27 protein-coding genes are annotated in these 24,103 nt (G+C 31.6%); 22 read left to right on the forward strand and 5 right to left on the reverse strand.

Features of this window, described 5'->3' with window-relative positions; translation table 11 throughout:
- The first annotated feature begins 19 nt into the window (after nucleotides 1–19).
- From RIN63_RS01360 to ureC, 18 genes are all read left to right on the forward strand, one after another.
- Nucleotides 20–907: a response regulator gene (locus RIN63_RS01360; RefSeq protein ID WP_310442855.1), complete on the forward strand. Its 888-nt coding sequence runs from the start codon at nucleotides 20–22 to the stop codon at nucleotides 905–907.
- Nucleotides 907–1,917, forward strand: a complete 1,011-nt coding sequence (locus RIN63_RS01365; protein WP_310442856.1) for a hypothetical protein — start codon at nucleotides 907–909, stop codon at nucleotides 1,915–1,917. Before RIN63_RS01360 ends, RIN63_RS01365 begins: the two co-directional genes overlap by 1 nt.
- 26 nt (nucleotides 1,918–1,943) lie before the next feature.
- Complete coding sequence (locus tag RIN63_RS01370; RefSeq protein WP_310442857.1) at nucleotides 1,944–3,368, forward strand: glycosyltransferase; 1,425 nt, start codon at nucleotides 1,944–1,946, stop codon at nucleotides 3,366–3,368.
- Complete coding sequence (locus RIN63_RS01375) at nucleotides 3,365–6,550, forward strand: hypothetical protein (RefSeq protein ID WP_310442858.1); 3,186 nt, start codon at nucleotides 3,365–3,367, stop codon at nucleotides 6,548–6,550. The genes RIN63_RS01370 and RIN63_RS01375 overlap by 4 nt, the downstream gene beginning before the upstream one ends.
- A 66-nt stretch (nucleotides 6,551–6,616) precedes the next feature.
- Entirely contained in the window at nucleotides 6,617–7,495 is an 879-nt protein-coding gene (locus tag RIN63_RS01380; RefSeq protein ID WP_310442859.1) for a DMT family transporter, read from the forward strand.
- A 310-nt stretch (nucleotides 7,496–7,805) separates the two neighbouring features.
- The gene (locus tag RIN63_RS01385; protein WP_310442860.1) at nucleotides 7,806–9,023 is read left to right on the forward strand and encodes a GNAT family N-acetyltransferase; all 1,218 of its coding nucleotides are present in this window, start codon (nucleotides 7,806–7,808) and stop codon (nucleotides 9,021–9,023) included.
- A gap of 217 nt (nucleotides 9,024–9,240) precedes the next feature.
- Nucleotides 9,241–9,960, forward strand: coding sequence for an ATP-binding cassette domain-containing protein (locus RIN63_RS01390; protein ID WP_310442861.1), 720 nt, complete (start codon nucleotides 9,241–9,243; stop codon nucleotides 9,958–9,960).
- Nucleotides 9,953–10,627 carry an ABC transporter permease subunit gene (locus RIN63_RS01395; protein WP_310442862.1) on the forward strand — a complete coding sequence of 225 codons (675 nt, stop codon included), beginning with the start codon at nucleotides 9,953–9,955 and terminating at the stop codon, nucleotides 10,625–10,627. The genes RIN63_RS01390 and RIN63_RS01395 overlap by 8 nt, the downstream gene beginning before the upstream one ends.
- A gap of 16 nt (nucleotides 10,628–10,643) precedes the next feature.
- Nucleotides 10,644–11,456, forward strand: a complete 813-nt coding sequence (locus RIN63_RS01400; RefSeq protein WP_310442863.1) for a MetQ/NlpA family ABC transporter substrate-binding protein — start codon at nucleotides 10,644–10,646, stop codon at nucleotides 11,454–11,456.
- A gap of 406 nt (nucleotides 11,457–11,862) precedes the next feature.
- Nucleotides 11,863–13,065 carry a hypothetical protein gene (locus RIN63_RS01405; RefSeq protein WP_310442864.1) on the forward strand — a complete coding sequence of 401 codons (1,203 nt, stop codon included), beginning with the start codon at nucleotides 11,863–11,865 and terminating at the stop codon, nucleotides 13,063–13,065.
- A gap of 30 nt (nucleotides 13,066–13,095) precedes the next feature.
- Nucleotides 13,096–13,254, forward strand: a complete 159-nt coding sequence (locus tag RIN63_RS01410) for a hypothetical protein (protein WP_310442865.1) — start codon at nucleotides 13,096–13,098, stop codon at nucleotides 13,252–13,254.
- A 130-nt stretch (nucleotides 13,255–13,384) separates the two neighbouring features.
- Nucleotides 13,385–13,912, forward strand: a complete 528-nt coding sequence (locus RIN63_RS01415; RefSeq protein WP_310442866.1) for an urease accessory protein UreE — start codon at nucleotides 13,385–13,387, stop codon at nucleotides 13,910–13,912.
- Nucleotides 13,902–14,612, forward strand: coding sequence for an urease accessory protein UreF (locus RIN63_RS01420; protein WP_310442867.1), 711 nt, complete (start codon nucleotides 13,902–13,904; stop codon nucleotides 14,610–14,612). Before RIN63_RS01415 ends, RIN63_RS01420 begins: the two co-directional genes overlap by 11 nt.
- A gap of 21 nt (nucleotides 14,613–14,633) precedes the next feature.
- Nucleotides 14,634–15,242 carry an urease accessory protein UreG gene (ureG, locus tag RIN63_RS01425; protein ID WP_310442868.1) on the forward strand — a complete coding sequence of 203 codons (609 nt, stop codon included), beginning with the start codon at nucleotides 14,634–14,636 and terminating at the stop codon, nucleotides 15,240–15,242.
- A gap of 2 nt (nucleotides 15,243–15,244) precedes the next feature.
- Nucleotides 15,245–16,057, forward strand: coding sequence for an urease accessory protein UreD (locus RIN63_RS01430; RefSeq protein WP_310442869.1), 813 nt, complete (start codon nucleotides 15,245–15,247; stop codon nucleotides 16,055–16,057).
- Entirely contained in the window at nucleotides 16,048–16,350 is a 303-nt protein-coding gene (ureA, locus tag RIN63_RS01435; protein WP_310442870.1) for an urease subunit gamma, read from the forward strand. Before RIN63_RS01430 ends, ureA begins: the two co-directional genes overlap by 10 nt.
- A gap of 13 nt (nucleotides 16,351–16,363) precedes the next feature.
- A complete protein-coding gene (gene ureB, locus RIN63_RS01440; RefSeq protein ID WP_310442871.1) occupies nucleotides 16,364–16,726 on the forward strand; it encodes an urease subunit beta in 363 nt (120 codons plus the stop codon).
- Nucleotides 16,727–16,736: 10 nt separating this feature from the next.
- Nucleotides 16,737–18,455 carry an urease subunit alpha gene (ureC, locus tag RIN63_RS01445; protein WP_310442872.1) on the forward strand — a complete coding sequence of 573 codons (1,719 nt, stop codon included), beginning with the start codon at nucleotides 16,737–16,739 and terminating at the stop codon, nucleotides 18,453–18,455.
- Between the two features lie 141 nt (nucleotides 18,456–18,596).
- Here the strand turns inward: ureC and RIN63_RS01450 are convergent, their stop codons facing one another.
- The 5 genes from RIN63_RS01450 to RIN63_RS01470 all read right to left on the reverse strand — a co-directional run bounded on the left by RIN63_RS01450 (nucleotide 18,597) and on the right by RIN63_RS01470 (nucleotide 22,157).
- A complete protein-coding gene (locus tag RIN63_RS01450) occupies nucleotides 18,597–19,202 on the reverse strand; it encodes a Crp/Fnr family transcriptional regulator (protein ID WP_310442873.1) in 606 nt (201 codons plus the stop codon).
- A gap of 83 nt (nucleotides 19,203–19,285) precedes the next feature.
- Nucleotides 19,286–19,798: a signal peptidase I gene (lepB, locus tag RIN63_RS01455; RefSeq protein WP_310442874.1), complete on the reverse strand. Its 513-nt coding sequence runs from the start codon at nucleotides 19,796–19,798 to the stop codon at nucleotides 19,286–19,288.
- 74 nt (nucleotides 19,799–19,872) lie between these two features.
- Nucleotides 19,873–20,640 (reverse strand): DUF6448 family protein, encoded by a 768-nt coding sequence (locus tag RIN63_RS01460; protein WP_310442875.1) that lies wholly within the window; start codon nucleotides 20,638–20,640, stop codon nucleotides 19,873–19,875.
- A 28-nt stretch (nucleotides 20,641–20,668) separates the two neighbouring features.
- Nucleotides 20,669–20,890 (reverse strand): heavy-metal-associated domain-containing protein, encoded by a 222-nt coding sequence (locus tag RIN63_RS01465; protein WP_310442876.1) that lies wholly within the window; start codon nucleotides 20,888–20,890, stop codon nucleotides 20,669–20,671.
- A gap of 364 nt (nucleotides 20,891–21,254) precedes the next feature.
- The gene (locus tag RIN63_RS01470) at nucleotides 21,255–22,157 is read right to left on the reverse strand and encodes a LysR family transcriptional regulator (RefSeq protein WP_310442877.1); all 903 of its coding nucleotides are present in this window, start codon (nucleotides 22,155–22,157) and stop codon (nucleotides 21,255–21,257) included.
- 99 nt (nucleotides 22,158–22,256) lie between these two features.
- Here RIN63_RS01470 and RIN63_RS01475 point away from each other — a divergent pair, with 99 nt between their 5' ends.
- The 4 genes from RIN63_RS01475 to RIN63_RS01485 all read left to right on the forward strand — a co-directional run bounded on the left by RIN63_RS01475 (nucleotide 22,257) and on the right by RIN63_RS01485 (nucleotide 24,101).
- On the forward strand, nucleotides 22,257–22,481 hold the full coding sequence (locus RIN63_RS01475; RefSeq protein WP_310442878.1) for a putative sulfate exporter family transporter: 225 nt from the start codon (nucleotides 22,257–22,259) through the stop codon (nucleotides 22,479–22,481).
- Nucleotides 22,482–22,494: 13 nt separating this feature from the next.
- Nucleotides 22,495–22,641: a putative sulfate exporter family transporter gene (locus tag RIN63_RS15365; RefSeq protein WP_399324153.1), complete on the forward strand. Its 147-nt coding sequence runs from the start codon at nucleotides 22,495–22,497 to the stop codon at nucleotides 22,639–22,641.
- Between the two features lie 65 nt (nucleotides 22,642–22,706).
- Entirely contained in the window at nucleotides 22,707–23,240 is a 534-nt protein-coding gene (locus tag RIN63_RS01480; protein WP_310442879.1) for a GNAT family protein, read from the forward strand.
- A 342-nt stretch (nucleotides 23,241–23,582) separates the two neighbouring features.
- Nucleotides 23,583–24,101: an isoprenylcysteine carboxylmethyltransferase family protein gene (locus RIN63_RS01485; RefSeq protein ID WP_310442880.1), complete on the forward strand. Its 519-nt coding sequence runs from the start codon at nucleotides 23,583–23,585 to the stop codon at nucleotides 24,099–24,101.
- Nucleotides 24,102–24,103 lie beyond the last annotated feature (2 nt).

Consider the following 24,103-nt stretch of genomic DNA (forward strand, 5'->3'; position numbering starts at 1 on the left):
GTATTCAGGAGATGATTTCATGCTAAGTGAGTATTCATTTGATCAGGCGATATCGGGACGACTTTTTAATGCCTTAAGGGAACATGTTGTGCGTTCAAGAACTACTATTACTGCAGTTTTTCTTGGTATTTATGATGAGACCATATTCAATACAGGTGAGATTTTAGATATAGAGAAAAAACTAATGGATTTTTTGGAAACTAAAATAAGAAAGACAGATTTCATTTTCAAACTATCAAATCAATCTCAATGGTTTATCATATTATCTCAAAGTGGTGAAAAAGAGGCGACTGCATTTTTACAACGACTCTATTCAGATATAAAAAACCATGGTATACCTTTATTAGAAAACAAAGAAATATCATTTTCCTCAAGTGTTGCAGAAATAGGCAATAATGATGGAGCTTTTGAGGAACTGCTTAAGGATGGAAATGGCTTTTTAAATCATAGCTTAGCTAAGGGACCTTGGCAAATTGAATATATTACAGCCTATAAGAAAAGACCAATGGAAAAGGTTAGGGTTAGTATCTTAGAAGAAAATGAAATTTTTAGAAATGTCCTTCATACTACTCTTGAGAATTTATCTATTGAAGATTTTGAAATAGATATAAGAGATTTTCAAGATGGTTATGAATTTCTTCAATCTGATTGGTATATTTCTAGTCATACGCACATTATAATCATGAATGATATATTGCCTAGGCAAAATGGATTAGAAGTATTGCATAAGATTCGAATGTTGCCAAATAGCAAAAGATTTATTGTTTATATGATGACAAAAAGAAACTCTGAAGAAGATATGATATACGCTTATGAAAGTGGTGTGGATAATTACTTGATTAAGCCTTTTAATTTACGCTTGTTTGAAGTACAAGTAAAAAGGACATTTAAAAGGTTGTGGACATAATGAATATATCTATTGATTTCTTACTTAAAGGTATTACTATACTTTCTTTAATACTTATATTTTTAAGTATTTATTTAGCATTTAAGCGAAGCAGAGAAATTGCAATGAATAAGGGAATAAAGTTATATATACAAAATAAACAAGATAAGTGGTGTGAGTATTTCACTAATGAATTTCCTTTATCTGCTGAACTCATCCCAAGAAATGAAATTGAGATTAAAGCCATAGAAGAAATTTTTCTTTCTTATATACAAAATCTATCTAATGTAGGGATTAAAAAAAGAATTCAGGATTTTTCTAATGAATATCTGAATCAATATTACAAAAGACTTCTTCATAGCAAGAGGTGGAGCTTAAGAATGAATGCCATGTATAGAATTATAGATTTCCAAATAGACAGTTTAGAAGATGAATGCAAGAAAATGGGGGAGAGGAAATTATCGCAGGATGAGCGCTTTCAATTGCTAGTAATCCACTCTAATTTTAGTGCAGATACCTTTTTAAAAGAATTTGTCACCCTATCCATAAGGTTCTCTGAATATGAGTATAAGAAACTATTAATAAATATTGATTCAGAAATGCTTCAAGAATTGACATATCAAACAGATGAATTACCTGTAGAATGTCAATATTCCCTTATTGATGTACTGGGAATTAGACATGATATGGAATTCTCACCATTCTTAGAAAGTAATCTAAAGAGCGAAAATCCTGAAATTCGAATTCGATCCTTAAGAGCTATAAATGAAATAGGTATAGTTACTAAATTGGATAATTACATGGATTTTTTAAATTCTTCTTTGTGGGAAGAACGGTTAATGATGGCAAGAATTTTAAGGAATTTTCCTCTAAATCAGGTACATCCATATTTAGAAAAATTGCTGAAAGATGAAAATTGGTGGGTTCGTTCTCAGGCATCAAAAACTATTGGTGATAGTAGGAATGGTAAGGAAAAATTAGAATCATATATTAAAATTGGACAGGAGAAGTATGCTACTGATTTGGCATAAGAAGTATTGAAAAAGGGGTTTTAATAATGGACAAGTTAGTAAATTATTTAGTATTGTTTTTTGGAGGATTCATATTAGTATATATGATTGTTACTATAACTGCTTATGGAATTATGTTGATAATTGCATTTATAGACCTTCGTAAGCAATATAAATTAGATAAAAGAGAATTAGATGAAAATTATATAGATGTTTTTTATACAAAACCACTTTCTATTATAGTAGCTGCATACAATGAAGAGGTAGGAATTGTAGATAGTGTTCTATCATTGTTGAGTCTTAGATATCCACAAACAGAGCTGATTATAGTAAATGATGGTTCTACTGATCAGACACAGCAAATCTTAATTGAAAGATTTCAGATGAAAAGTATATCCAAAGTAGTTAAAGAACAAATAAAAACAAAAGCAATTGTTCAAATTTTTAGGTCTGAAATTCATCATAATTTATTTTTAATAGAAAAAGAAAATGGTGGGAAAGCAGATGCACTAAATGCTGGAATAAATCTTTCAAGGTTTCCATATTTTTGCTCTATTGATGGGGACTCTATTCTAGATGAAAAATCCCTTTTGCGTGTGATGGAACCAATTATTATGTCAAATGGAGAAGTCATCGCTGCTGGTGGAAATGTTCGTATCGCCAATGGGATTGATGTTCAATTAGGTTCTGTATATGGGAAAAAATTATCCAATAATCCTTTGGTTGTAATGCAAACCATTGAATATATAAGAGCCTTTATGATGGGGAGAATTGCATTAGGTAAATTTAATTTAATTCTAATTATTTCAGGTGCCTTTAGTGTATTCTCCAAAAAATGGGTTGTTGAAGTAGGTGGATATGCTACTGATACCATTGGTGAAGATATGGAACTAGTAGTAAGACTACACCGATTTTTGAAGGAAAAGAAACTGAAGAAAAAAATTCAGTTTGTTCCTGATCCTGTATGTTGGACAGAAGCTCCGGAAAACCTAGGGGATTTAAGAAGACAGAGAAGAAGATGGCATCAAGGACTAATTGAGAGCTTATGGAAACATAAAAGGATGACATTAAATCCTAAATACGGAAAGATTGGTATGATTGCTTTTCCATATTTTTTATTTGTTGAATGTTTTGGACCAATTATTGAATTAGGTGGATATATTTATATTGTGACTTCTTTCTTTTTAGGAAGTATTTATTATGAATTTTCAATATTACTAACCTTGCTATTTGTTTTATATGGGTCTATTTTGTCTGCCTTTTCTATATTGTTGGAATCTTGGAGTATGAATACCTACACAAGCATAAAGGATTTTGTAAAGCTAATTCTAATGTCTTTAACTGAAACATTTTGGTATAGACCTTTATCTTTGATATGGAGATGTGAAGGATTTGTACAAAGTATACTGAGAAGAAAAGATTGGGGAAAGATGAAGAGAGTGGGACTTTCCAAGGAAGGAGGATCTAAATGAAGCGATTTTATGTAATTGTATTGTCCTTGTTAATTCTTTTTACCTTGCCAATTATTCTCTGGCATTTAAAACCTTACAAGAATCTACAAGTGGCAATTATTGATAAAACTGTGCCAAATGAATTATATAAGGAGCATCTAGGGGTTACATGGTTATTAAATCACTTAAAATACAAGGATAAATCAAACAATTCATATGATTTAGCAAATGATTATTTTGGATTTTCTCCAAATGTAAAGCTTGAAAGCTATGAAGTGCGATCATTGCCAGCTAGCTATAATGAATATGATCTTATTTATTTAGCTGATACTTATGGTGTAGATAGAGAGGACTTGCCTTGGCTTGAGAAAGATAAAGATACCTCTTCTTCTGAAAAAGTCTATGGTGGACTTGAAGAGGAAGAGTGGGCTAATATAGTTAATTGGTTAAATGAGAAGGATAATAGTTTGCTTATTGCAGAATATAACTCCTTTGCTTCACCTACAAAAAAAGCAGTAAGAGATAGTGTGACTGACTATCTGGGCATAGACTGGTCCGGGTGGACAGGGCGATATTTTGAAGAATTAAATCCTGAAAAAAACAGTGAAATTCCCCAATGGCTAGTAGATACATTTGGAGACACCTGGGAATATAGTGGGGAAGGATTTATCTTAGTCAATGATATTGAGTTTGAAGTAGTAATTTTAGAAGGTGAAAAACATATAAAAGATGGAGGAATAAGTCTTTCTTTTACTGAAGAAGGAGAAAAACGATTTGGGCTGACAAGTAGTCCAGATTATTTTTATTGGTTTGATATTGTTACACCAAAAGATCGTGCAACTGTGTTGGCAAATTATGAATGGAAGCTAACAGATGAGGGGAAAACCCTATTGGAGAAATATGGAGTTCCTATTGAATTTGCAGGTGTTATAGCAAGTGAACATAGGTCATCTTCAAGCTATTATTTTGCAGGGGATTTTAACAAAGTATCATCAATGCCTTCTATTTATCAAATAAAAGGTCTGGAAAAGATAAATAAAATAGCTCAAAAATTTTCCGATAATAGTTTTTATTGGTCTACATATTTTCCTATGATGGAGGTAATATTAGAGAATTTAGAGAGGTCTATTACTTTACCAGCAGAGAAAAACTCAGATGAGATTAAGTATAATGCCAGAATAGAAAATGATTCTTTTGAGATTCTCAAGGATAATAAATGGACTAGCTTAAATATTAAAGGAGTAAATATAGGTATGGCTAAACCTGGCACTTTCCCAGGGGAAGCAGCTATAACTGAAGAAGAATATTATCGTTGGTTTGAATATATTGGAGATATGAAGAGCAATACCATACGGGTATATACACTTCATCCGCCTGGATTTTATAATGCTTTGAAACAATACAATGAAAGCCATGATGAAAAAATATATGTATTACATGGTGTGTGGATTAATGAAGAAGAATTAGTAGAATCCTTAGATGCCTTTGAAGAAAATAATCTACAGGATTTTCAAGAGGAGATGAAAAGGCTGGTTGATGTTATCCACGGGAACAAAATCGTTGAGTCTAGGCCTGGACATGCTTCTGGCGTTTACCATGCAGATATTTCAGAATATGTAATTGGGTGGATATTGGGCATAGAGTGGTATCCATTTATGGTAGAAAATACAAATAAAATACATGCTTCAATTGGTGATTATAAGGGCAAGTATTTTGAGACTATAGATGCAGCTCCATTTGAATATTGGCTTGCGGAGCAGATGGATATAATTACTCAGTACGAAATTGAAAATTATCAATGGATTAGACCAATGAGTTTTACCAACTGGCCGACAACAGATATTCTAGATCATCCTTCTGATTTTACTGATCAAGAGGATTTAGTAAGTGTCAATCCAAATGTTATCTATACTAAGGGTGAGGCTGACCTAACAAAACAATTTGCTTCGTATCATATTTATCCATATTATCCTGATTTTTTAAACTATGATGAAAAGTATCAAAGCTTTGTAGATCATTGTGGAAAATATAATAACTATGCAGGATATTTAGACGAATTACATGATTCTCATGGACTTCCTATTTTAGTAGCAGAGTTTGGAGTGCCTGGTTCAAGGGGCTTGGCCCACGAAAATCCTTTTGGATGGAATCAAGGCTATTTGTCAGAACAAGAGCAAGGAGAGATCATTAGCCATTTATTTGAAGATATAATGGAAGAAAAGTTACTAGGGGGACTTGTCTTTACTTGGCAAGACGAATGGTTTAAGCGCACTTGGAATACTATGGATTATGATAATCCAAATAGACGACCCCTTTGGTCAAATGCTCAAACAAATGAACAACAATTTGGATTGTTGAGCTTTGATCGCCATAAGATTCAGGTTGATGGCAATACAAGTGAGTGGGAAGCAGCTTCTATTTATGAGAAGCTAGAGGGAGATATAAATGCACTCTATGTGGACCATGATGAAAGATACCTTTATATTCGTTTAGACTATAATAAAAAAGGCAATGCTTATCCAATTTTATTATTAGATATTATACCAGACCAAGGTAATGAATTTATAGCTGGAAAAGAGGATCTTAAGTTTTCTAATGGTGTTGATTTTGTAATCAATTTGAATGAAGATGAATCTCGTATTCTAGTGGATGAATACTATGACTTTTACACATATTTATATGCTTATCATTTAGAGTTGATTGAACCATTAGAGAGCATACCTGCTAAAAACAGTGGGAAATTCTCTAAGATTAATTATGTATTAAATAAAGAATATTATTTACCTGATAAAGATATTACAATTCCATTTAGTTCCTATGAAACTGGAAAGCTTAAGGAAGGTAATGGAAATCCATCTTCTAGTGAATATGATTCTTTGGTAGATTATTCATTAAATGATGAAGGAGGAATCGAGTTAAGAATTCCTTGGCTGCTGATACAAGCAAAAGACCCAAGTCAAAAAGAATTCATGGGGGCTTTGTATACAGATGGAGCAGAAGCAAGCAGATTTATCGATCAAATATATGTAGGAGCTTTGTATATTGATGAAGAAGGTAAGATAAGAGATTCATTACCTTCTATAGAAAATAATGTATTGGGTCATATGAGTGCTTATACATGGGAAAATTGGGATATGCCTATTTACGAAGAAAGATTAAAGGAGTCATACTTTTTGATAAAAGATCTGTTTTCAAGGTATTAATTAATAAACCGTTTCTAGACATTAGTTTTCGCCTGCATAATAGAAATATATAATATACTTAACGAGGTGATTCAAATATTAAATTTTACTAAAGAAAAAATTAAAATAGTAATAGCCATGTTAATATGGGGAACAATAGGGGTTTTAGTTAGAGAAATTAATTTAGGTAGTGCAGAGATTGCTTTTTTTAGGGCGTTAATAGGAAGTGTGTTTTTATTTATATTAGGTATATTTAAGAAACAAAGACTCACTGGAATTGAATTGAAAAGAAATTTATCCTTATTAATTTTATCGGGAGCAATAATTGGAGTTAATTGGATATTATTGTTTCAAGGTTATAAATACACTACAATTTCAAATGCTACCCTAAGTTATTATACTGCACCGATATTTATAGCCGTTTTTTCATCCCTTGTACTAAAAGAAAGATTAAGTATCAAGAAAATAACATATATCCTTGTTTCAATAATAGGGTTATTTTTAATATTACAAGCAGGAGGGACGAGTAATATTTCATCATATAATAATATAAAAGGTATATTATATGGCTTATCAGGGGCAGTACTTTATTCAATAGTAGTTATTCTTAACAAACATATTAAGGGCATACCAGCATTTACTATTACATTGATACAACTATTTGTAGCGGGTATGGTACTGTTACCATTAGTTATTGGCAACGATAAATTAAACTTTGGATTAGTGGATGCGAAATCTTGGATAATCATACTATTACTAGGCATAGTACATACTGGAATTGCTTACTTATTATATTTTTCGGCAATAAAGGAAGTTGAGGGGCAATCAATAGCGATATTAAGCTATATTGATCCCATATTTGCGGTACTTATATCCTTTATATTTCTAGGTGAACCCATGGGAATCTTACAAATGCTAGGTGGGGTACTAATACTAGTTTCCACATATTTAAGTGAAAGAAAATAATTTCAATTCAAAACAAGTATAAAATAGTTGTGAAGATGTTTAAAAACATATTTACATTGGTAGATACATTTAATTTGAAACCCTTAAGTACAGATGAGGATGACTTAAAGAATTCTTTAAAACAAGTAATAAGCTAGATATGTAAATTATAAGTCCCAAGTTCTATCAATCGTTGGAATTGGGGACCTGTTTTTACATAACCGATTGTTCCCCTAGATATTGAATTTAGGGATATTTTTATTAAATGATATGGTATAATATCACTATCTAGTAGTGGGTGAGGAGAGGATGTAAATATCAGATATTTTGAATGGTTTGTACATATAAAGGAGAAAGGATAAATTCTATGGAATATGAAATTATACATTTACCAAAAGAAGAATGGAAGGGAACAGTAATTCCAATAAAATACACAACAGATAAGTATTATGATGTTATAGTAAACAAAAGAGATAAAGGATTTACTATTGAGATAGAAAAGAAAGATTTTAGTGAGCCATTGACTCATACACCAGAAGAATACGATTTTCCAGATAAGTTATATGAAGAACACTGGGAAAATGCTTATGCTTGGGGAGTGTTAGTTAATGATGAGTTAGTTGCAGCAATTGAAACTGATCAAGAAATATGGTCTAATCGCCTAAGAGTTACAGAGCTTTGGGTGGCTGAAAAATATCAGAAGCAAGGAATAGGCCATAGATTAATTGAAGTGGCCAAGGAACAAGAAAGGAGAGAGCGTCGTCGTGCTATTATACTGGAAACACAATCATGTAATGTAAATGCAGTAGATTTTTATCAGCATGAAGGCTTTACTTTGATTGGCATGGATACATGTTGCTATAAGAACAATGATTTAGATAGAAAGGAAGTAAGGCTAGAATTTGGATGGTTTCTAGAGGAAAAGAAAAGATTAAATAGAGAAGAAATAGAAATAAGAATGGAAACAGAGTCGGACTGGTACAATGTAGAGTTAATGACACAGCATGCATTTTGGAATAAACACCATCTTGGATGTGATGAACATTACCTTGTCCATAAATTACGCCAAGATAAAGACTATCTTCCAGAGCTAAGCAGAATAGCAATAAAAGATGGAGAAGTAATAGGATGCATAATGTATTCAAAATCAAGGGTTGTTGATGGTAGCAACACACATGAAATTATAACCTTTGGACCTCTTTGCGTAGAGCCTAAATGGCAGGGATGCGGAGTTGGTGAGTTGTTGTTAAGAGAAACAATGAAAATAGCTGCAGATAAGGGGTATAAGGGGATTGTAATTTTTGGAGAACCAGATTATTATCCTAGAATAGGATTTAAGACATGTGACAACTTTAATATTACAACTGCTAACGGGAAAAACTTTGATGCATTTATGGGAATTGAATTAGCAGAGGATAGTATGAAAGGCATAAAAGGAAAATTCTATGAATCAGAAGCTTTCAATAATCTTCCAAAGGAAGAAGTGGAGGAATATAATAAAAAGTTTCCACTGCTACAAAAATTAAGATTTCCAGGACAATGGGATTAATTCTGTGTTTTTCATGAAAACAACTATTTTATAAATATTTATAAAAAACTTGTCCATAGACAAGTTTTTTTGTGCAAAGTTATGGATAATTATCTACTAAGTGGGGTAGTAATAGTGGGTAGCTTATATTTAAGTGTTTGTCATATAAGGATTTAGTTTAAAGTTTCATTTATTTTTGATATAATAGCTTTTAGTGTGTAAATAGGCAGGTGAACTTATGATTAGATTTGAAAATGTATCAAAATATTTTATTATAAATGGTAAAGAAACTAGAGTTATAAATGAAATTAATTTATCTATCCACAAAAAAGAAATTTATGGGATAGTTGGAGAAACAGGTAGTGGTAAATCAACTATTTTACGATTGATGAATGGATTTATCGAACCTGATGATGGAAATATATATTTAATGGATGAAGAACTAGATAAAAAAACAAAACATAAATTAGTTAAAGATACATCCATGATTTTTCAAGGATTTAATCTATTAAATAATTTAAATGTCCTAGATAATGTACTTCTGCCATCAAAGTTAAGAAAAGGAAACAAAAAAGATTATATTGAAAAAGCAAGAGAATTATTATACTTTGTTGGTCTTACTAATTTTGAACAATCCTATATTGGAACCCTATCTGGTGGAGAAAAGCAAAGAGTTGCCATTGCCCGTACATTAATGACAAATCCAAAGCTTATTTTTTGTGATGAACCTACTTCAGCCTTAGATGAAAAGATGAGCTATGAAATATTAAAGCTATTAAGAGATGTTAACGAAAAGTTTGGAACTACAATAGTCATAGTGTCACATGATATATCTGTAATTAAAGCCTTATGCAATCGAGTTGCCATCATAGAGAAGGGTGGACTTGCAGATGTTCTTTCTTTAGAAACAAAGGAATTAACTCCTCTTTCCTATAAGGAGGCTTTGTTACATGATTAATCAATATATAGAAACATTCAAGACCTTCAAGATAGAGATTTTTGGGTCCTTATTTGAAACTCTAGATATGATGTTTACTGCAATGTGTATTTCTCTAATTATAGGATTATTTCTTGGATTTGTTTTGTTTATCACAGGATCAAATGGGATTTACAAAGATAAAACAATATATTTTATTATATCTGGTCTAATAAATATAACTCGATCCATACCATTTATTTTATTTATAATTGTAATAATACCACTTAACCGACTGATTTTAGGGACTGGTTTTGGTGTTGATGCATCAAAAATCCCCTTAAGCTTCATTGGGATTGCCATATTTTCCCGCTTTATAGAGCAGGATTTATTAGATGTAAATAAAAATATTTATGAAACCTCTTATGCTCTAGGAGCTAGTACAATACAATATTTCATACATTTTTTATTAAAAGAAGCTCGCTCTGGCTTAGTTCTAAGTTTTACTTCTACTATCATTAGTCTATTATCATATTCAACTGTAATGGGTATAATTGGTGGGGGAGGCTTAGGATACTTGGCAATAAGTGAGGGTTATTATAATTTTAATTACAAATTGATGTGGATTATTATTGTAATGATGATATTAATAGTCCAGATTATACAGACAAGTGGCAATATAATAGCTAATAAAATTGACAAAAGATAAAGAGGAGATGATAAGTATGAAAAAGATTATAGTAATATTAAGCATACTTGTATTAAGTATTTCATTAGTAGGATGTGGAGTAGCTACTACTGATAATAATAATGAAATTAATGTTGGTGTTGCATTTTATCCAATGAAAGATATTTTAACCTTAATAAAAGATGATGTAAAAGAAGCAGGATACGATTTAGTTATCAATGAGTTTGCTGATTATCAAGCACCTAATAATTTGCTAAAAAATAAAGAACTAGATGCAAATATGATTCAACATGATTATTTTCTGCAATCATTTAACAAGGCTAATAATTCAGATTTAGTAACTATTCAGCCTATATATCATGCTACATTTGCTTTATATTCAAAAGATTATAAAACAATTGAAGAAATACCCAATGATGCAAGTATTACACTACCAGATGATTCAACTAACTTAAGTAGAGCTTTATATCTATTAGGCCAAGCTGGATTACTCACATTTAAAGACAATAAAACAACTGAATTAACCCTTGATGATATTGAGTCTAATCCTAAAAATTTGATACTTGATGATCAAGTGCCTTTAACTAGCTTAGCTCAAAGGTATACAGAAACAGGGCTTGCAATAATGTATCCTACTTATGCAAAAAGTTTAGAATTAGTTGGAGATGATCAACGATTATATGTTGAAAAACAAGACTATGTAACTGAAGGATATGCTATTTCTTTAGTTGCTAGAAATGATAACAAAGATAGTGAAAAAATAAAGGTCTTAATTGAACATCTAACAAGCGATAAAGTAAGACAATTTTTAATCGATGAATACAATTGGGCAAGTAGTCCTGCATTTTAATCAATATTTAGTGTAGTAAAACCAAGGGAGGGCCTATGTGCCCTCCCTAATGCATTATATCTATTACTTATGCTTTTGTCCTAAAAAAGGTGGAAGATGTGCAATTATATAAGATATTATTAAAAGATATCATGCACTAGAAAAAGAAGTAGATAGAGAAAACTGAGCAGTCGTTTTTAGTAGATAAAAAGGAAATAGTAAAAAATGATTATAATTTATCTATTGTTTTGGAATCTAGTTCTATGTGAAGTAATTGCGATGCAATTACCTCTGATATTTAAATGACTGGAAGTTAGTATAGTACGAATAGTATTTATGAAATATATAAATACTATTAGTTAAACAATAAGTAATAGTAAATTATATGTGAAGTAGATGGTGAAAACAGAGGAGTAATGTAAAAATCATGAAAGATAATAAAAAAACATATAATTTAGGTTCTTTATCAGGACTAATTATATCAATCGGGATAGGTTTTTTAATTTATTTTGTTTTAAGCAGAATAAATAATGTAAGTAGTTGGCTAGATTATAATACAATAGTATCTAGTGCAGGTGATAATCTACTATATAAATTAATATGGTCTATAATGAACTTTACAGAACCTGAATTTTATGCAGGATTATTTGCTTCATTAGGATTAATTTTAGGAGGAATTATAGCTTGGAGATTAGACATAAAAAACTCTAAGTTAGCAGGTTTTAATATTTGTTATGGTACAACTCTTTTTCCTTGGGTATTAGCTTCTCAATTATTATCATTATTCTTAGCAGTATTTGTATTTGATTTTACAAGATTTTTCCAGAATGGAGAATATACTTGGCTACCAACATTTATTTCAGTAGTAGCTGCTCCACCTGCTATAATATTAATTTATGGACCAAGTATAGTAAATTTGCTTACAGGATCTTTTCTCGGAGGAATTATGTCCTTTCCAGTAGCTTTTTGGATAATGAATAATATAATGCCCGTACTTGGGGTACCAGTAGCAGATTCAAGTTTATTTGCTATGACTATTACAGGGATATTGATAGCGGCCATATGTAAAACTTTACCTTGGATTAAAAAGATACCATTAAAACCATTAAATAGGGGTGTAAAATCACAAGAGCAAACTTTGAAAGAAATGGAGAAACCATTGTGGTTTGTAAGAAGAGTTTTAGCAGATTTTACAGAACCTCAATTCTATGGAAATGAAATTGCTGGATTATTTCTTATAATAGGGGTGTGTTTGGACTGGATACTAAATGTGAACCATGGAGCCTATGCTTCAGGAGCAATTCCGGCAATTATATTATCACAATTTATTGCTTCAGCAGTAGGTATATTTTTATACTTTAATAAATATGTAGAAAGAGGATGGTATGCAACATTTGTACCAGTAGTAAGTGCTGGGCCAGCTTGCGTTCTAATGTTTGGATCTTCAATAGGAGTAGCGGTTACAGCAGGAGTATTAGGTGCAATAATAGGTGCCCCCTTAGCAGAATATTTTTGCGATGCACTCCCTGATGACTATCATCCAACTATAGGAAATGTAACATCCATGGCGGTTACAACAATAGTAGTATCTATGATAATAAAAGTACTTCCTTGGTTTTCAATAAGTTAAATAATAAAGATTTAAAAACTGGATTTTGTCATGGAAACATGTAATCGTGTGATTTTGATGAATGATGGTGAGATTATAAAAGATGGAAGCTGTGAAAAAATATTGACTGATAAGGAGCTCCTTGAGTCTAATGGAATAGAATTACCTCTTTGTATGCAAGGAATGAGTATAACAAAAAAGAGTTGGTAACCTGATGTTACCAACTCTTTTTGTCTAATATTATGTAAGCGCCAAATCTTTAGTTTTATAACAAATATAGTATATATCTGTTTTAATTGGAAAAGATTAAGTGTATAAGAAAAGGAGGAATTTTAACATTATGGAAAATAGGATAATAAATAGAATTAAAGGAAGTATTAAGGATAAAGAATTTGAGGGCCTTCCGATAGATTATGTAAATATACATTGGTATGACTCAGGAAAGAGGATACAAAAGCTTGTAACTAATAAAGGAATTAGCATAGGAATTAGATTGGATAGTGACGATATAACCAGGGGAATTTTACAAGGAGATATTCTTGAAGTTATAGATGGTCAAGCTATAGTAGTAAACATTATAGAAGATGAATGTATAGCAGTAAAGGCAAATGATTTAAAAACAGTAGCTAAAGTATGTTATGAAATAGGAAATAGACACTCTCCCTTATTCTATAGTGAAGATTATAGCGAGCTTATTCTACCTTATGATAAGCCAATGCTTGTCATGTTAAAAAAGTTGGAAGTAGAAGCTTGTGTTAAAACTATGAAAATACATAGAGATAAGTCTATCTCATCTGTTAATACTAGCCACAGTCATAGCCACGATAATGAACATAGTCACCACCACGATCATAGCCATGGTCACTAAAAATATGAAAGATTATTCATTTTTACTATTACAGATAAATGACTCTCTTTTTCCAATCGGTGGCTATTCTCATTCATTTGGACTTGAAACTTATATCCAAAGAAATATTGTTAATGATAAAGAGAGCGCTAATTTATATATTCGTAGAAATTTATTAGGTAGTTTTTTATATACTGAATTATTATCAGCCTTCTATGCTTATAATTATGCCTGCAATGAAGATTATAAAAAAATAATTGAACTAGAATCTATAATAAGAGCAGTTAAAACTCCAAAAGAAACTAGGGAAGCTAGTGAAAAATTAGGTGCAAGGTTTGTTAAGACTGTAATGAGTATGAATTCTGATTTGCCTAATGATATATTTAATAATTACATTAAATTAACAGTCGATGAAGGTATTCCTAATAACCATAGTATAGCTTATGGAGTTCTATGTGCTTCAACTGGCATAGATAAAAAACAAGCTATGATAAATTATCTTTATTCTTCTACATCGGCTATAATTACTAACTTAGTTAAAACTGTTCCATTAAGCCAATTAGTAGGTCAAGAAATATTAGCTAATCTTTATCCATTATTTGAAGCAATTATAGAAAAACTTTATTCTCTAGGAGAATCAGACATAGGTCTATCTATGCCAGGGTTTGAAATTAGATCTATGCAGCATGAAATATTATATTCAAGACTTTATATGTCTTAGATATTTTAAGGAGATGAAAATATGCCATATGTAAAAATAGGAGTAGCTGGGCCAGTTGGCTCAGGAAAGACAGCATTAATAGAGAAATTAACTAGAAAAATGTCTAATGATTATAGTATTTGTGTAGTTACAAATGATATTTACACTAAGGAAGATGCAGAATTTTTAATGGAAAATAGTATATTGGAACATGATCGTATTATTGGAGTTGAAACTGGTGGATGTCCTCATACTGCCATACGTGAAGATGCTTCAATGAATTTAGAAGCAATAGATGAAGTTGTAAAAAGATTCCCTGATGTAAAGATAATATTTGTGGAAAGTGGAGGAGATAATCTTTCAGCTACATTTAGTCCAGCATTAGTAGATGCTACTATATTTGTAATAGATGTATCAGGTGGAGATAAAATCCCAAGAAAAGGAGGCCCCGGAATTACTCGTTCAGATCTCTTACTTATAAATAAAATAGACTTAGCACCTTATATAGGAGCAAGTTTAGAGGTTATGGAAAGAGATGCAAAGAAAATGAGAGGAGATAAGCCCTTTATATTTTCTAATCTAAAACAGGATAAAGGTGAGGATGAAGTAATTAAATGGATTAAAGAAAATGTATTATTAGAAGGAATATAGAAATGGGTAACTCTTATAAAAATACATCAAAGTTAAATATAACTACTAAAGGCAGAAATGGTAAAACTATTATTGAAGATGTATACTTCACAACCCCTTTTAAAATAACAAGGCCATTTTATGAGAAAAATGGTGCATTAAAGATAGTAGCTATAACTGTTTCCGCAGGTATTCTGGAGGGTGATGTTCAAGAAATTAATATTAAAACCCTAGAAGGCTCTAATACCATAATTACTTCTCAATCTTATGAAAAAATTCACAAGATGAAAGAAGAAGAGGCAAAGAGAAATACAGATATTTATATTTCAAAGAATGCTTTTTTGAAATATATACCATTACCAACTATACCTTTTGCAAACTCAGCTTTTTCTTCAAAAGTAAATGTTGAATTAGAAGATGATACATCTAAATTTATAATTTCTGAAATAATTGCTTGTGGCAGATATTCAAGAGGTGAAATATTCCAATATAAATATTTTAAATCATTAGTAGATGTTAGGGCAATGGGAAAATTATTATATAGAGACAATACATTTTTTAAACCTAAAGATTTTTATGTTGGAGAAATAGGAATGTTAGAAAACTACACTCATTTAGCTAATATCTTAATTTTCAATTTTGATTTAAGCGAAACAATTATAAGTGAAATTAGAGATATTATTGAGCAAAACAATGTAGATGGTGGAGTTAGCTATACCTGGAGTAAGGATGTTGTAATTCGTATATTAGGTTTTAACTCTCAGTCTCTAGAGAGAATTTCAGAAAGAATAATAAAAACTATTGAAGAAGGCAAGGAGGAGAAAAAATGCATTTAAATTCAAAAGACATAGAGAAGCTAATGATTTTTACAACTGGTGAAGTTGCAAGAAAGCGTAAAGATAGAGGTGTAAAGCTTAACTATATAGAATCGATTGCACTTATTAGTGCAGAGCTGCTTGAATTAGCAAGAGATGGAAAAACTGTATCAGAACTTATGCATTTAGGAACTAAGGTTTTAAGTAGAGAAGATGTAATGGAAGGTGTTCCTGAAATGATTGATGATATTCAAATTGAGGCTACCTTTCCAGATGGAACAAAGCTTGTAACTGTTCATAACCCTATTATTTAGAAAGGAGAAAGAAATGATACCAGGTGAAGTAATAGTTAAAGATGTAGATATAACTTTAAATAAACATAAAAGAACTATAAAAATTAAAGTATCCAACCATGGAGATAGAGCTATTCAAGTTGGATCTCACTATCACTTCTTTGAAGTAAATAAGCAATTAAAATTCGATAGAGAAAAATCCTTTGGAATGAGATTAGATATACCAGCTGGAACAGCTGTTAGATTTGAACCAGGGGAAGAAAAGGAAGTAGACTTAGTGGAAATAGGAGGAAATAAGGTTATAGTGGGATTTAATAACCTTACCAATGCACGTATTAACAAACATAATCTTGAAAATAGTTTAGAAAGAGCCAAAGCTAAAAATTTTATAGAATAGGGGTGATATTATGAGTAAAACAATTTCTGGAAAGGACTATTTTACTTTATATGGACCAACTACTGGAGATAGAGTAAGATTAGCTGACACTAATTTATTTATTGAAATAGAAGATGATTATACAATATATGGTGAAGAAATGAAGTTTGGTGGCGGTAAGACTATCCGAGATGGTATGGGTCAATCTGCAACAGTTACTAGTAGGGATGCATTAGATTTAGTAATTACAAATGCAATAATAATTGACCATTGGGGAATTGTAAAAGCAGATGTTGGTATAAAAGACGGAAACATAATAGGAATAGGTATTGCAGGAAATCCAGATATATCAGACAACATCCATCATAATTTAACAATAGGGGCTGGTACAGAGGTATTAGCAGGTGATGGGTGTATTCTAACAGCAGGGGCCATAGATACACATATTCACTTTATAAATCCAGGGCAGATAGAAGTTGCTTTGACAAGTGGAACTACAACTTTGATTGGTGGTGGAACAGGTCCTGCTGAAGGTTCAAAGGCTACAACCTGTACTCCAGGACCATGGAATATTCATAAAATGTTAAAAGCTGCAGAAAATTTACCTGTAAATTTAGGTTTCTTTGGTAAAGGAAATTGTTCTACTGAAGCACCTTTAATTGAGCAGGTAGAAGCTGGAGCTTTAGGGTTAAAAATTCATGAAGACTGGGGAGCAACACCTGCTACAATAAATGCAAGTTTAACTGTTGCTGATAAATATGATGTTCAAGTAGCTCTACATGCAGATACTTTAAATGAAGGTGGATTTGTAGAAGATACTTTAGAAGCTATAGGTTGTAGAACTATGCATACTTTCCATACAGAGGGAGCAGGAGGTGGCCACGCGCCAGATATAATAGTCGCATCTGCTAAAACAAATATATTGCCAGCTTCAACTAATCCTACTATGCCATATACTATTAATACTATAGATGAACATCTAGACATGCTAATGGTATGCCATCATTTAGATCCAGATATACCAGAAGATATAGCCTTTGCTGACTCTAGAATTCGTCCTGAAACTATAGCTGCAGAAGACGTTCTTCAAGATATGGGTATATTTAGCATAATGAGCTCTGATTCTCAAGCAATGGGTCGTATAGGAGAGGTAATTACAAGAACTTGGCAAACAGCAGATAAAATGAAGATGCAAAGAGGTCCTTTAGAAAGCGATACTGAAGATAGTGATAATTTTAGAGTAAAAAGATATGTAGCAAAATATACTATAAATCCTGCAATAGCCCATGGAATATCAAAATATATAGGCTCTATAGAAGTAGGTAAATTTGCTGATTTAGTACTGTGGAAACCAGCTTTCTTTGGAGTAAGACCTGAAGTTATAGTAAAAGGTGGCATGGTTGTAAATGCTAGAATGGGAGATGACAATGCTACTATACCTACTCCTCAACCGGTTCGCTATAAAACTATGTTTGGAGCTTTAGGAAAAGCTGTATACGAAACTTGTATTACTTTTGTTTCAAAAATTTCAATTGAAAATGGAACTATAGATAAATTAAATTTACAAAAGAAAGTATTGCCAGTTGAAAATTGCAGGAATATAGGCAAAAAAGATATGATTCACAATGATGTAATTGTAGAAGACATGGTAGTAGATCCTGAGTCTTATGAAGTATTGATCAATGGAGAAAAGATAACTTGTGAACCAGCAGAAAAACTTCCGATGGCCCAATTATATAATTTATTCTAAAAATGAGGATTTTTATTTACTTATGCCACTTCATTAAGATGATTTCTGTGTTCTACAGGAGTCATCTTTTTTAAATTACCATAGTATCACATAATTTATCCATATCCTTTGTAGTAACAACTCGAGTATCTGCTATCGTCTTTAAACAAGAAGTAATCCATCCAAATCCAATATCTCAATTTTCCTATGTTGCTTCTGCTTAATAAGTCCTGCGTCTTCAAGATCATACAGCTTTCTGCTTATGGTTTCTGGAGTTGTACCTAAGTAGGATGCTAAGTCTTTTTTACTCATGGGCAATATAATTTCTGATGATTGTTCTTCACTATCCACACACTCAGCTAAGAAAAGGGCTAGTCGTGTCTCCACTTTTTCTGCTGCAAATCGTGCAGTTTGTTTTTCTGACTGTCCTAATCTATTTGAAAACTCATTTAATATTTTTAAAGAAATAGAAGGATATTTCATAAGAAGCTCCTGTAAATCCTGACGCTTTATTGTGCAGACCTCAGTCTTTTCCATTGCTTCTGCATATGCTTCACGAACAGATTCCTTAAACAATGCCAGCTCACCTGTAAAATCCCCTACATGTAAAATACGTACCAGCTGCTCTTTTCCGGATTCAGATAACCGATAAATTTTAATTTTCCCTTTGTTTACAATATATAGAGAGTCTGAAAAATCACCTGCACGATAGATTATCTCTCCCTTTTTAAATGAAACTGATCTAGTTACTTCCATAATCTCAGCCATTTGGTCCTCCTCCAGATGGTTGAAAATCGGAACTACAGAAATACAAACATGATGGCCTTTTTCTTCATGATGATGCACATTTATCACTCCTCTGAGTTGATTATTTTTATTCTATCAAGTGGAAATATTATAAGTTTTGCCTTACCTAAAATCTTGTCTTCAGAAATAAAGGGTTCCTTCCACTTTCTGCTATCCATAGAATGTATTCTAAAATCACCAAGGAAAAAATATTTCCCTTCAGGTACTGAAAAGCTCCCACTCAAATTATCAGGATATTTTACATATGGTTCATCCAGCTTCTTATTGTTTACAAAGACCTCTCCATTTTTATTTATTTCAACTAAGTCATCTGGCAGCCCAATAACCCTCTTTATCATTGTTTCCCGAAACTCTTCTGAGTAAAACACTAAAATGTCTCCTCGCTCAATTGAGCTGTAATTATGAATTCTGCTAGTAATAATACGGTCGCCGATTTCTATTGCAGGATACATAGAAGCACTTGGTACAACTACAACAAAGAAAACAAATTTATAAAGTAGTAGAACAATTAAAATGACAGCTGTTAAAAAGGATATCCATCTCTTTATAGTATTCATTTTTGGTCTCCTATAGTAGTATTTTAATTCTAAAAACCGCTTTAAGATAGTTTGACTTAAAGCGGTTTATTTATCTATTTCTTCTTAGCTTTATCTAATTTAACATGTGATATTATAGTTGTAATCAGGAATAATCCTGCTAATGACCATGGAAGCCAATTTTTATTATTTTCACTTGCTACTTCTTTACTATGAGTTTCTACTGCCTCTTCTTCATGAGTAGCTGTTTCTTCTTCAGAATGACCTGCTTCTTCGTGGCCACCTACTTCTCCATGATGATCTTCCTCGCCCTCGGCAAATTTAAAGAATTTAACATAAGCTTCAATATATTCTCTTCCAGCTTCAACATCATTAACATCAAAATCCTTTAAAGCCATTGCATTATCAAATCTTTCCTCTAATTCCTGCATTCTTTCTTCTTCTATAAGACCTTCCATCGGTGACAAATCACCAATTGCAATACTCTCGTCAGCTGCTATTACTACCTTATCAACAGTTGTTCCTGAAGGTTTCACTCCTGTAAATGGTGCACCTTCCCCAGCTCTGTGCACTCTGATAAGCTCAGAAAGGAAATACTGTTCTGCAAGGGCCTTTGCATCTGGGCTCAGGTCTTTAACCTTCATGCTAAGTTCAAAGACTTCTGTTATCTCTGCCTCATAATCAGGCATTACCCATATCAATGCATGGTTAATATTATTTTCCTCCATTGCCTCCAGTCCATCGATAACAGTAGGACCATCCATTGTATCACAATGGGCACTGGCTGATATAGGAAGCATAATCATAATTGCTATTGCTGTCATCAAACCCATAACCGATTTAAAAATCCTTGATTTTTTCATTTTTCCATACCTCCAATTATTTTTTGTATTAAGAAGCTCTAATAGATAAGACTGGATATCCCAGCTTTTCTATGATTTGTCCTAATTGTTCTACTCTAACCTGAGATTCATCAAATTGAGCTCTTACCCTGCTTGCATTAAATAAGACCTCCACATCCTCAACACCAGCAATTTTCTTCAAAGAAGTTTCTATCTTCGAAATGCAGGATGGGCATGTTACCTGTTCCAGTTGAAATACCGCCTTTGTCATGTTTTTTTGCTCCTTTCGTCGGTTTATAGATTCATTTTAAAGCAATTTAAGATATAAAACCTTGATGTAAATCAAGTTTCTAACTTTTTTAAAGAAAATAGCCCCTACATTAATTTCTTCTCCGTTATTTTTTGAATTCTATACTAAGATTGACTATATAGAAGAAGGTCTTAATATCTCAAGAAAGACTGCAGCTAAGTATTTACGACATCATTATTATCCTCTCAAGGAATACAGAATCTGTTTGCCTATTAGTAAAGTAACAATTTTATATTTTTGTATTCAATAAATAAATCCTGTTAAGATTATTAAGTCTTAACAGGATTTATTTGTTTTTATCTCTTTCATAGCATCTTTTATTATTCTAACAAGATATTCTATTATTGAAATAGTGTATTATTTTTTCAAACCAATATTCTATTTGAGATTTATCAGGACAATTTTTTAAATAAACAAAATTAAAAGGATGACTAATATGAAAATTTCGTATTGGAATTTCTTTAAGATATCCTTGAGATATTTCCTTTTTTACAGCTTCACGGTACATAAAAGTGATGCCAATGTTTTGATGACACAATTCTTTAATAACATTCATATTACCAACTTCAATTTTTCTTTTAAAATCTTTAATACTTAAATTTTGATTGTACAATGCTTGTTCTAGTATATCACGGGTTCCACTTCCAGGTTCGCGGAGAATAAGATTTTGCTCAAGCAATTCCTGCAGATCATTAGTTTTGCATGCAATCTCATTTTCTGGAGAACAAACACCAATAAATGTTTCATTGGATATTAATTTGAATTCAAATTGATTTTGGTTAAAATGACCTTCCAGCAGGGCGAAGTCTATTTTCCCATCATAAAGCATTTCCTGTAGAACATTAGTATTTTCTACAAACATTGAAATATTAGTTTCTGGATCTTCTTTAAGTATTTTATGCAAAATAGGTGGAACAGTGTATTCCCCAATAGTTAATGTTGCTCCAAAATTCAATGGTTTGACTTGATTTTTAATACGGTGCAATAAGGGTAAAATTCGCTCTGAATTTGCTTTAAGTGTTTTTACATATTGCTGCAATGCTTTACCTTCTTTAGTAAGAGAAAAATTCTTTCCTTTACCTGATATTAATACTACCTGGTAATAATTCTCTAAAAACTGAATATGCTGTGTAACAGCAGGTTGTGTCATGTTTAATTTTTCAGCAGTCTCTGTATAATTGCAAGTTTCACAAAGTGTAAGGAATGTTTGTAATCTATTATCTAACATTTGGGACCTCCATATAAATTTAATTTATATAAATACAAATTATCATAATTTCATTTTATACAAATTAGATGATATACTCAAGATATTATTTAAGTAATTGTGGAGGTATCTTATGTTAAAAAAATAAAAAACTTCGTACCAGGTTTGTTTTTTAGTGCTGGTGTAGCTATTGTCGCAATGTTTTTAAGTAGTCTAATAGCAGGCGACATTATAGGTGCCACTGTCATGGCCCTTTTAGTTGGTATGGCATTGAATCCCATATTAAATAAGTATAAGCAATTCAACCCAGGAGTAAATTTTACAGGAAAAATTATTCTTCTATAATATAGTACCTGAAATTTCAGGAACTTTAAAATTTTGTATGGTGATGGCTTTGTCAGCAATTGGCCTTAAAACAAGCTATGGAGATATCAGGAAAATTGGGCCTAAGCCAATGATTCTCGGCAAATATAAGGCAACCCTATTTATACCTGTATCTGAATAACATTGATATTGTTCAGATATAGGTATAAAATGTTTATAGAATGATATTTGTGGAGGAGATACCTTATGTTTATAGAAACAGAACGCCTTGTTTTGCGTAAGTTCCAGGAAGATGATTTTAATGATTTTTGCGAATACGCAATGGATGATGAAATGTGTAGAATGATGGGTAGGAGGTTGATGCACTCCAGAGAAGATGCACTTTGGAATTTTGAATGGCTCAAAGATAAAGAAGAACGATGCTATGGGTTGGTCTATAAGGATACAGGTAGAATTATTGGCAATCTTACTGTTTGTGCTGTTCCCAAGGAACTTTTAAAATTAGAGGAATTAAAGGGCAAAGTCGGAAAAAGCATGTCTTTCTCCATCTCTAAGAACTATCAGCGTAAAGGTTTAATGTTGGAAGCAGTAACTGCTGTGGTTAAGCACCTATTTGACATAGAGGGTATGGATTACATTCAATGTGGTCATTTTCCTTTTAATACTGCTTCTGAAATGCTTCAAAAGAAACTGGGTTTCAAGTACCTTACGACTCAGCGTTTTGATGATGAAGGGATAGAAGTTACTTCTGTTGAAAATATCCTTTGGAAAGTCAGTTAGAATTTGTTTATTCTGACTGACTTTTTTAGATATAGATAGAGTTGTGTTAATTACCTTTTTGGATTTTTAAAATAGGATAAAATTCAGATTACTTAGGACAATTGTGAAAATGATGTTGATAAGTGGATGGATGATTTATATACTATAGATGAACATTAGTAGATTATTACGTCGCAATTATTAAAATTATTAAATGTAAAAAGGTTAAATTAGTATGAGGTATTATTGAATGACCACATGGAATGGGATGACTGTATTCTATATATTAATATCCTGTATATTTGAATAATTATGCAATAGTCGGAAGTAGTTATAAGTTAAAGATATAGGAGGTGGGATAAAATGAATGCAGTTTTGACTGTAATACCAATTATACTTATTAGGTATGGGCTTTTGAATATAGTAAACAAAGAAGCACTTAAACGTGCAGGTTTATTTGCCCCAGTAATCGGAAGAGAAAAAGTAGCATATTGGGTTTATCAAATTTCAACCTCCCTTATACTACTATATTTATTATTGCTTAAAATCAGGGCAGACTCTGATTGGTTTTACATAGGTATAATAATCTATAGTATAGGAATTATTTTATATGGGGTATCTATAATAAATTATGCTAAGCCTAAAATGAGCGGAATAAATTTAAATGGGTTATATCGAGTATCCCGCAACCCTATGTACATTGCATATTTCATTTATTTCTTAGGGTGTGTATTTCTAACACAATCATGGATATTGCTTGTGTTATTAATATGTTTCCAAATATCTGCTCATTGGATTATTCTTTCAGAAGAAAGATGGTGTATTAAGAAATTTGGAGAAGAATATATAAAATATATGAATAGAGTAAGACGTTATATTTGATA

It is taken from the genome of Tissierella sp., assembly GCF_031460495.1.
In the GTDB taxonomy this organism is placed as follows: domain Bacteria; phylum Bacillota; class Clostridia; order Tissierellales; family Tissierellaceae; genus JAVKTS01.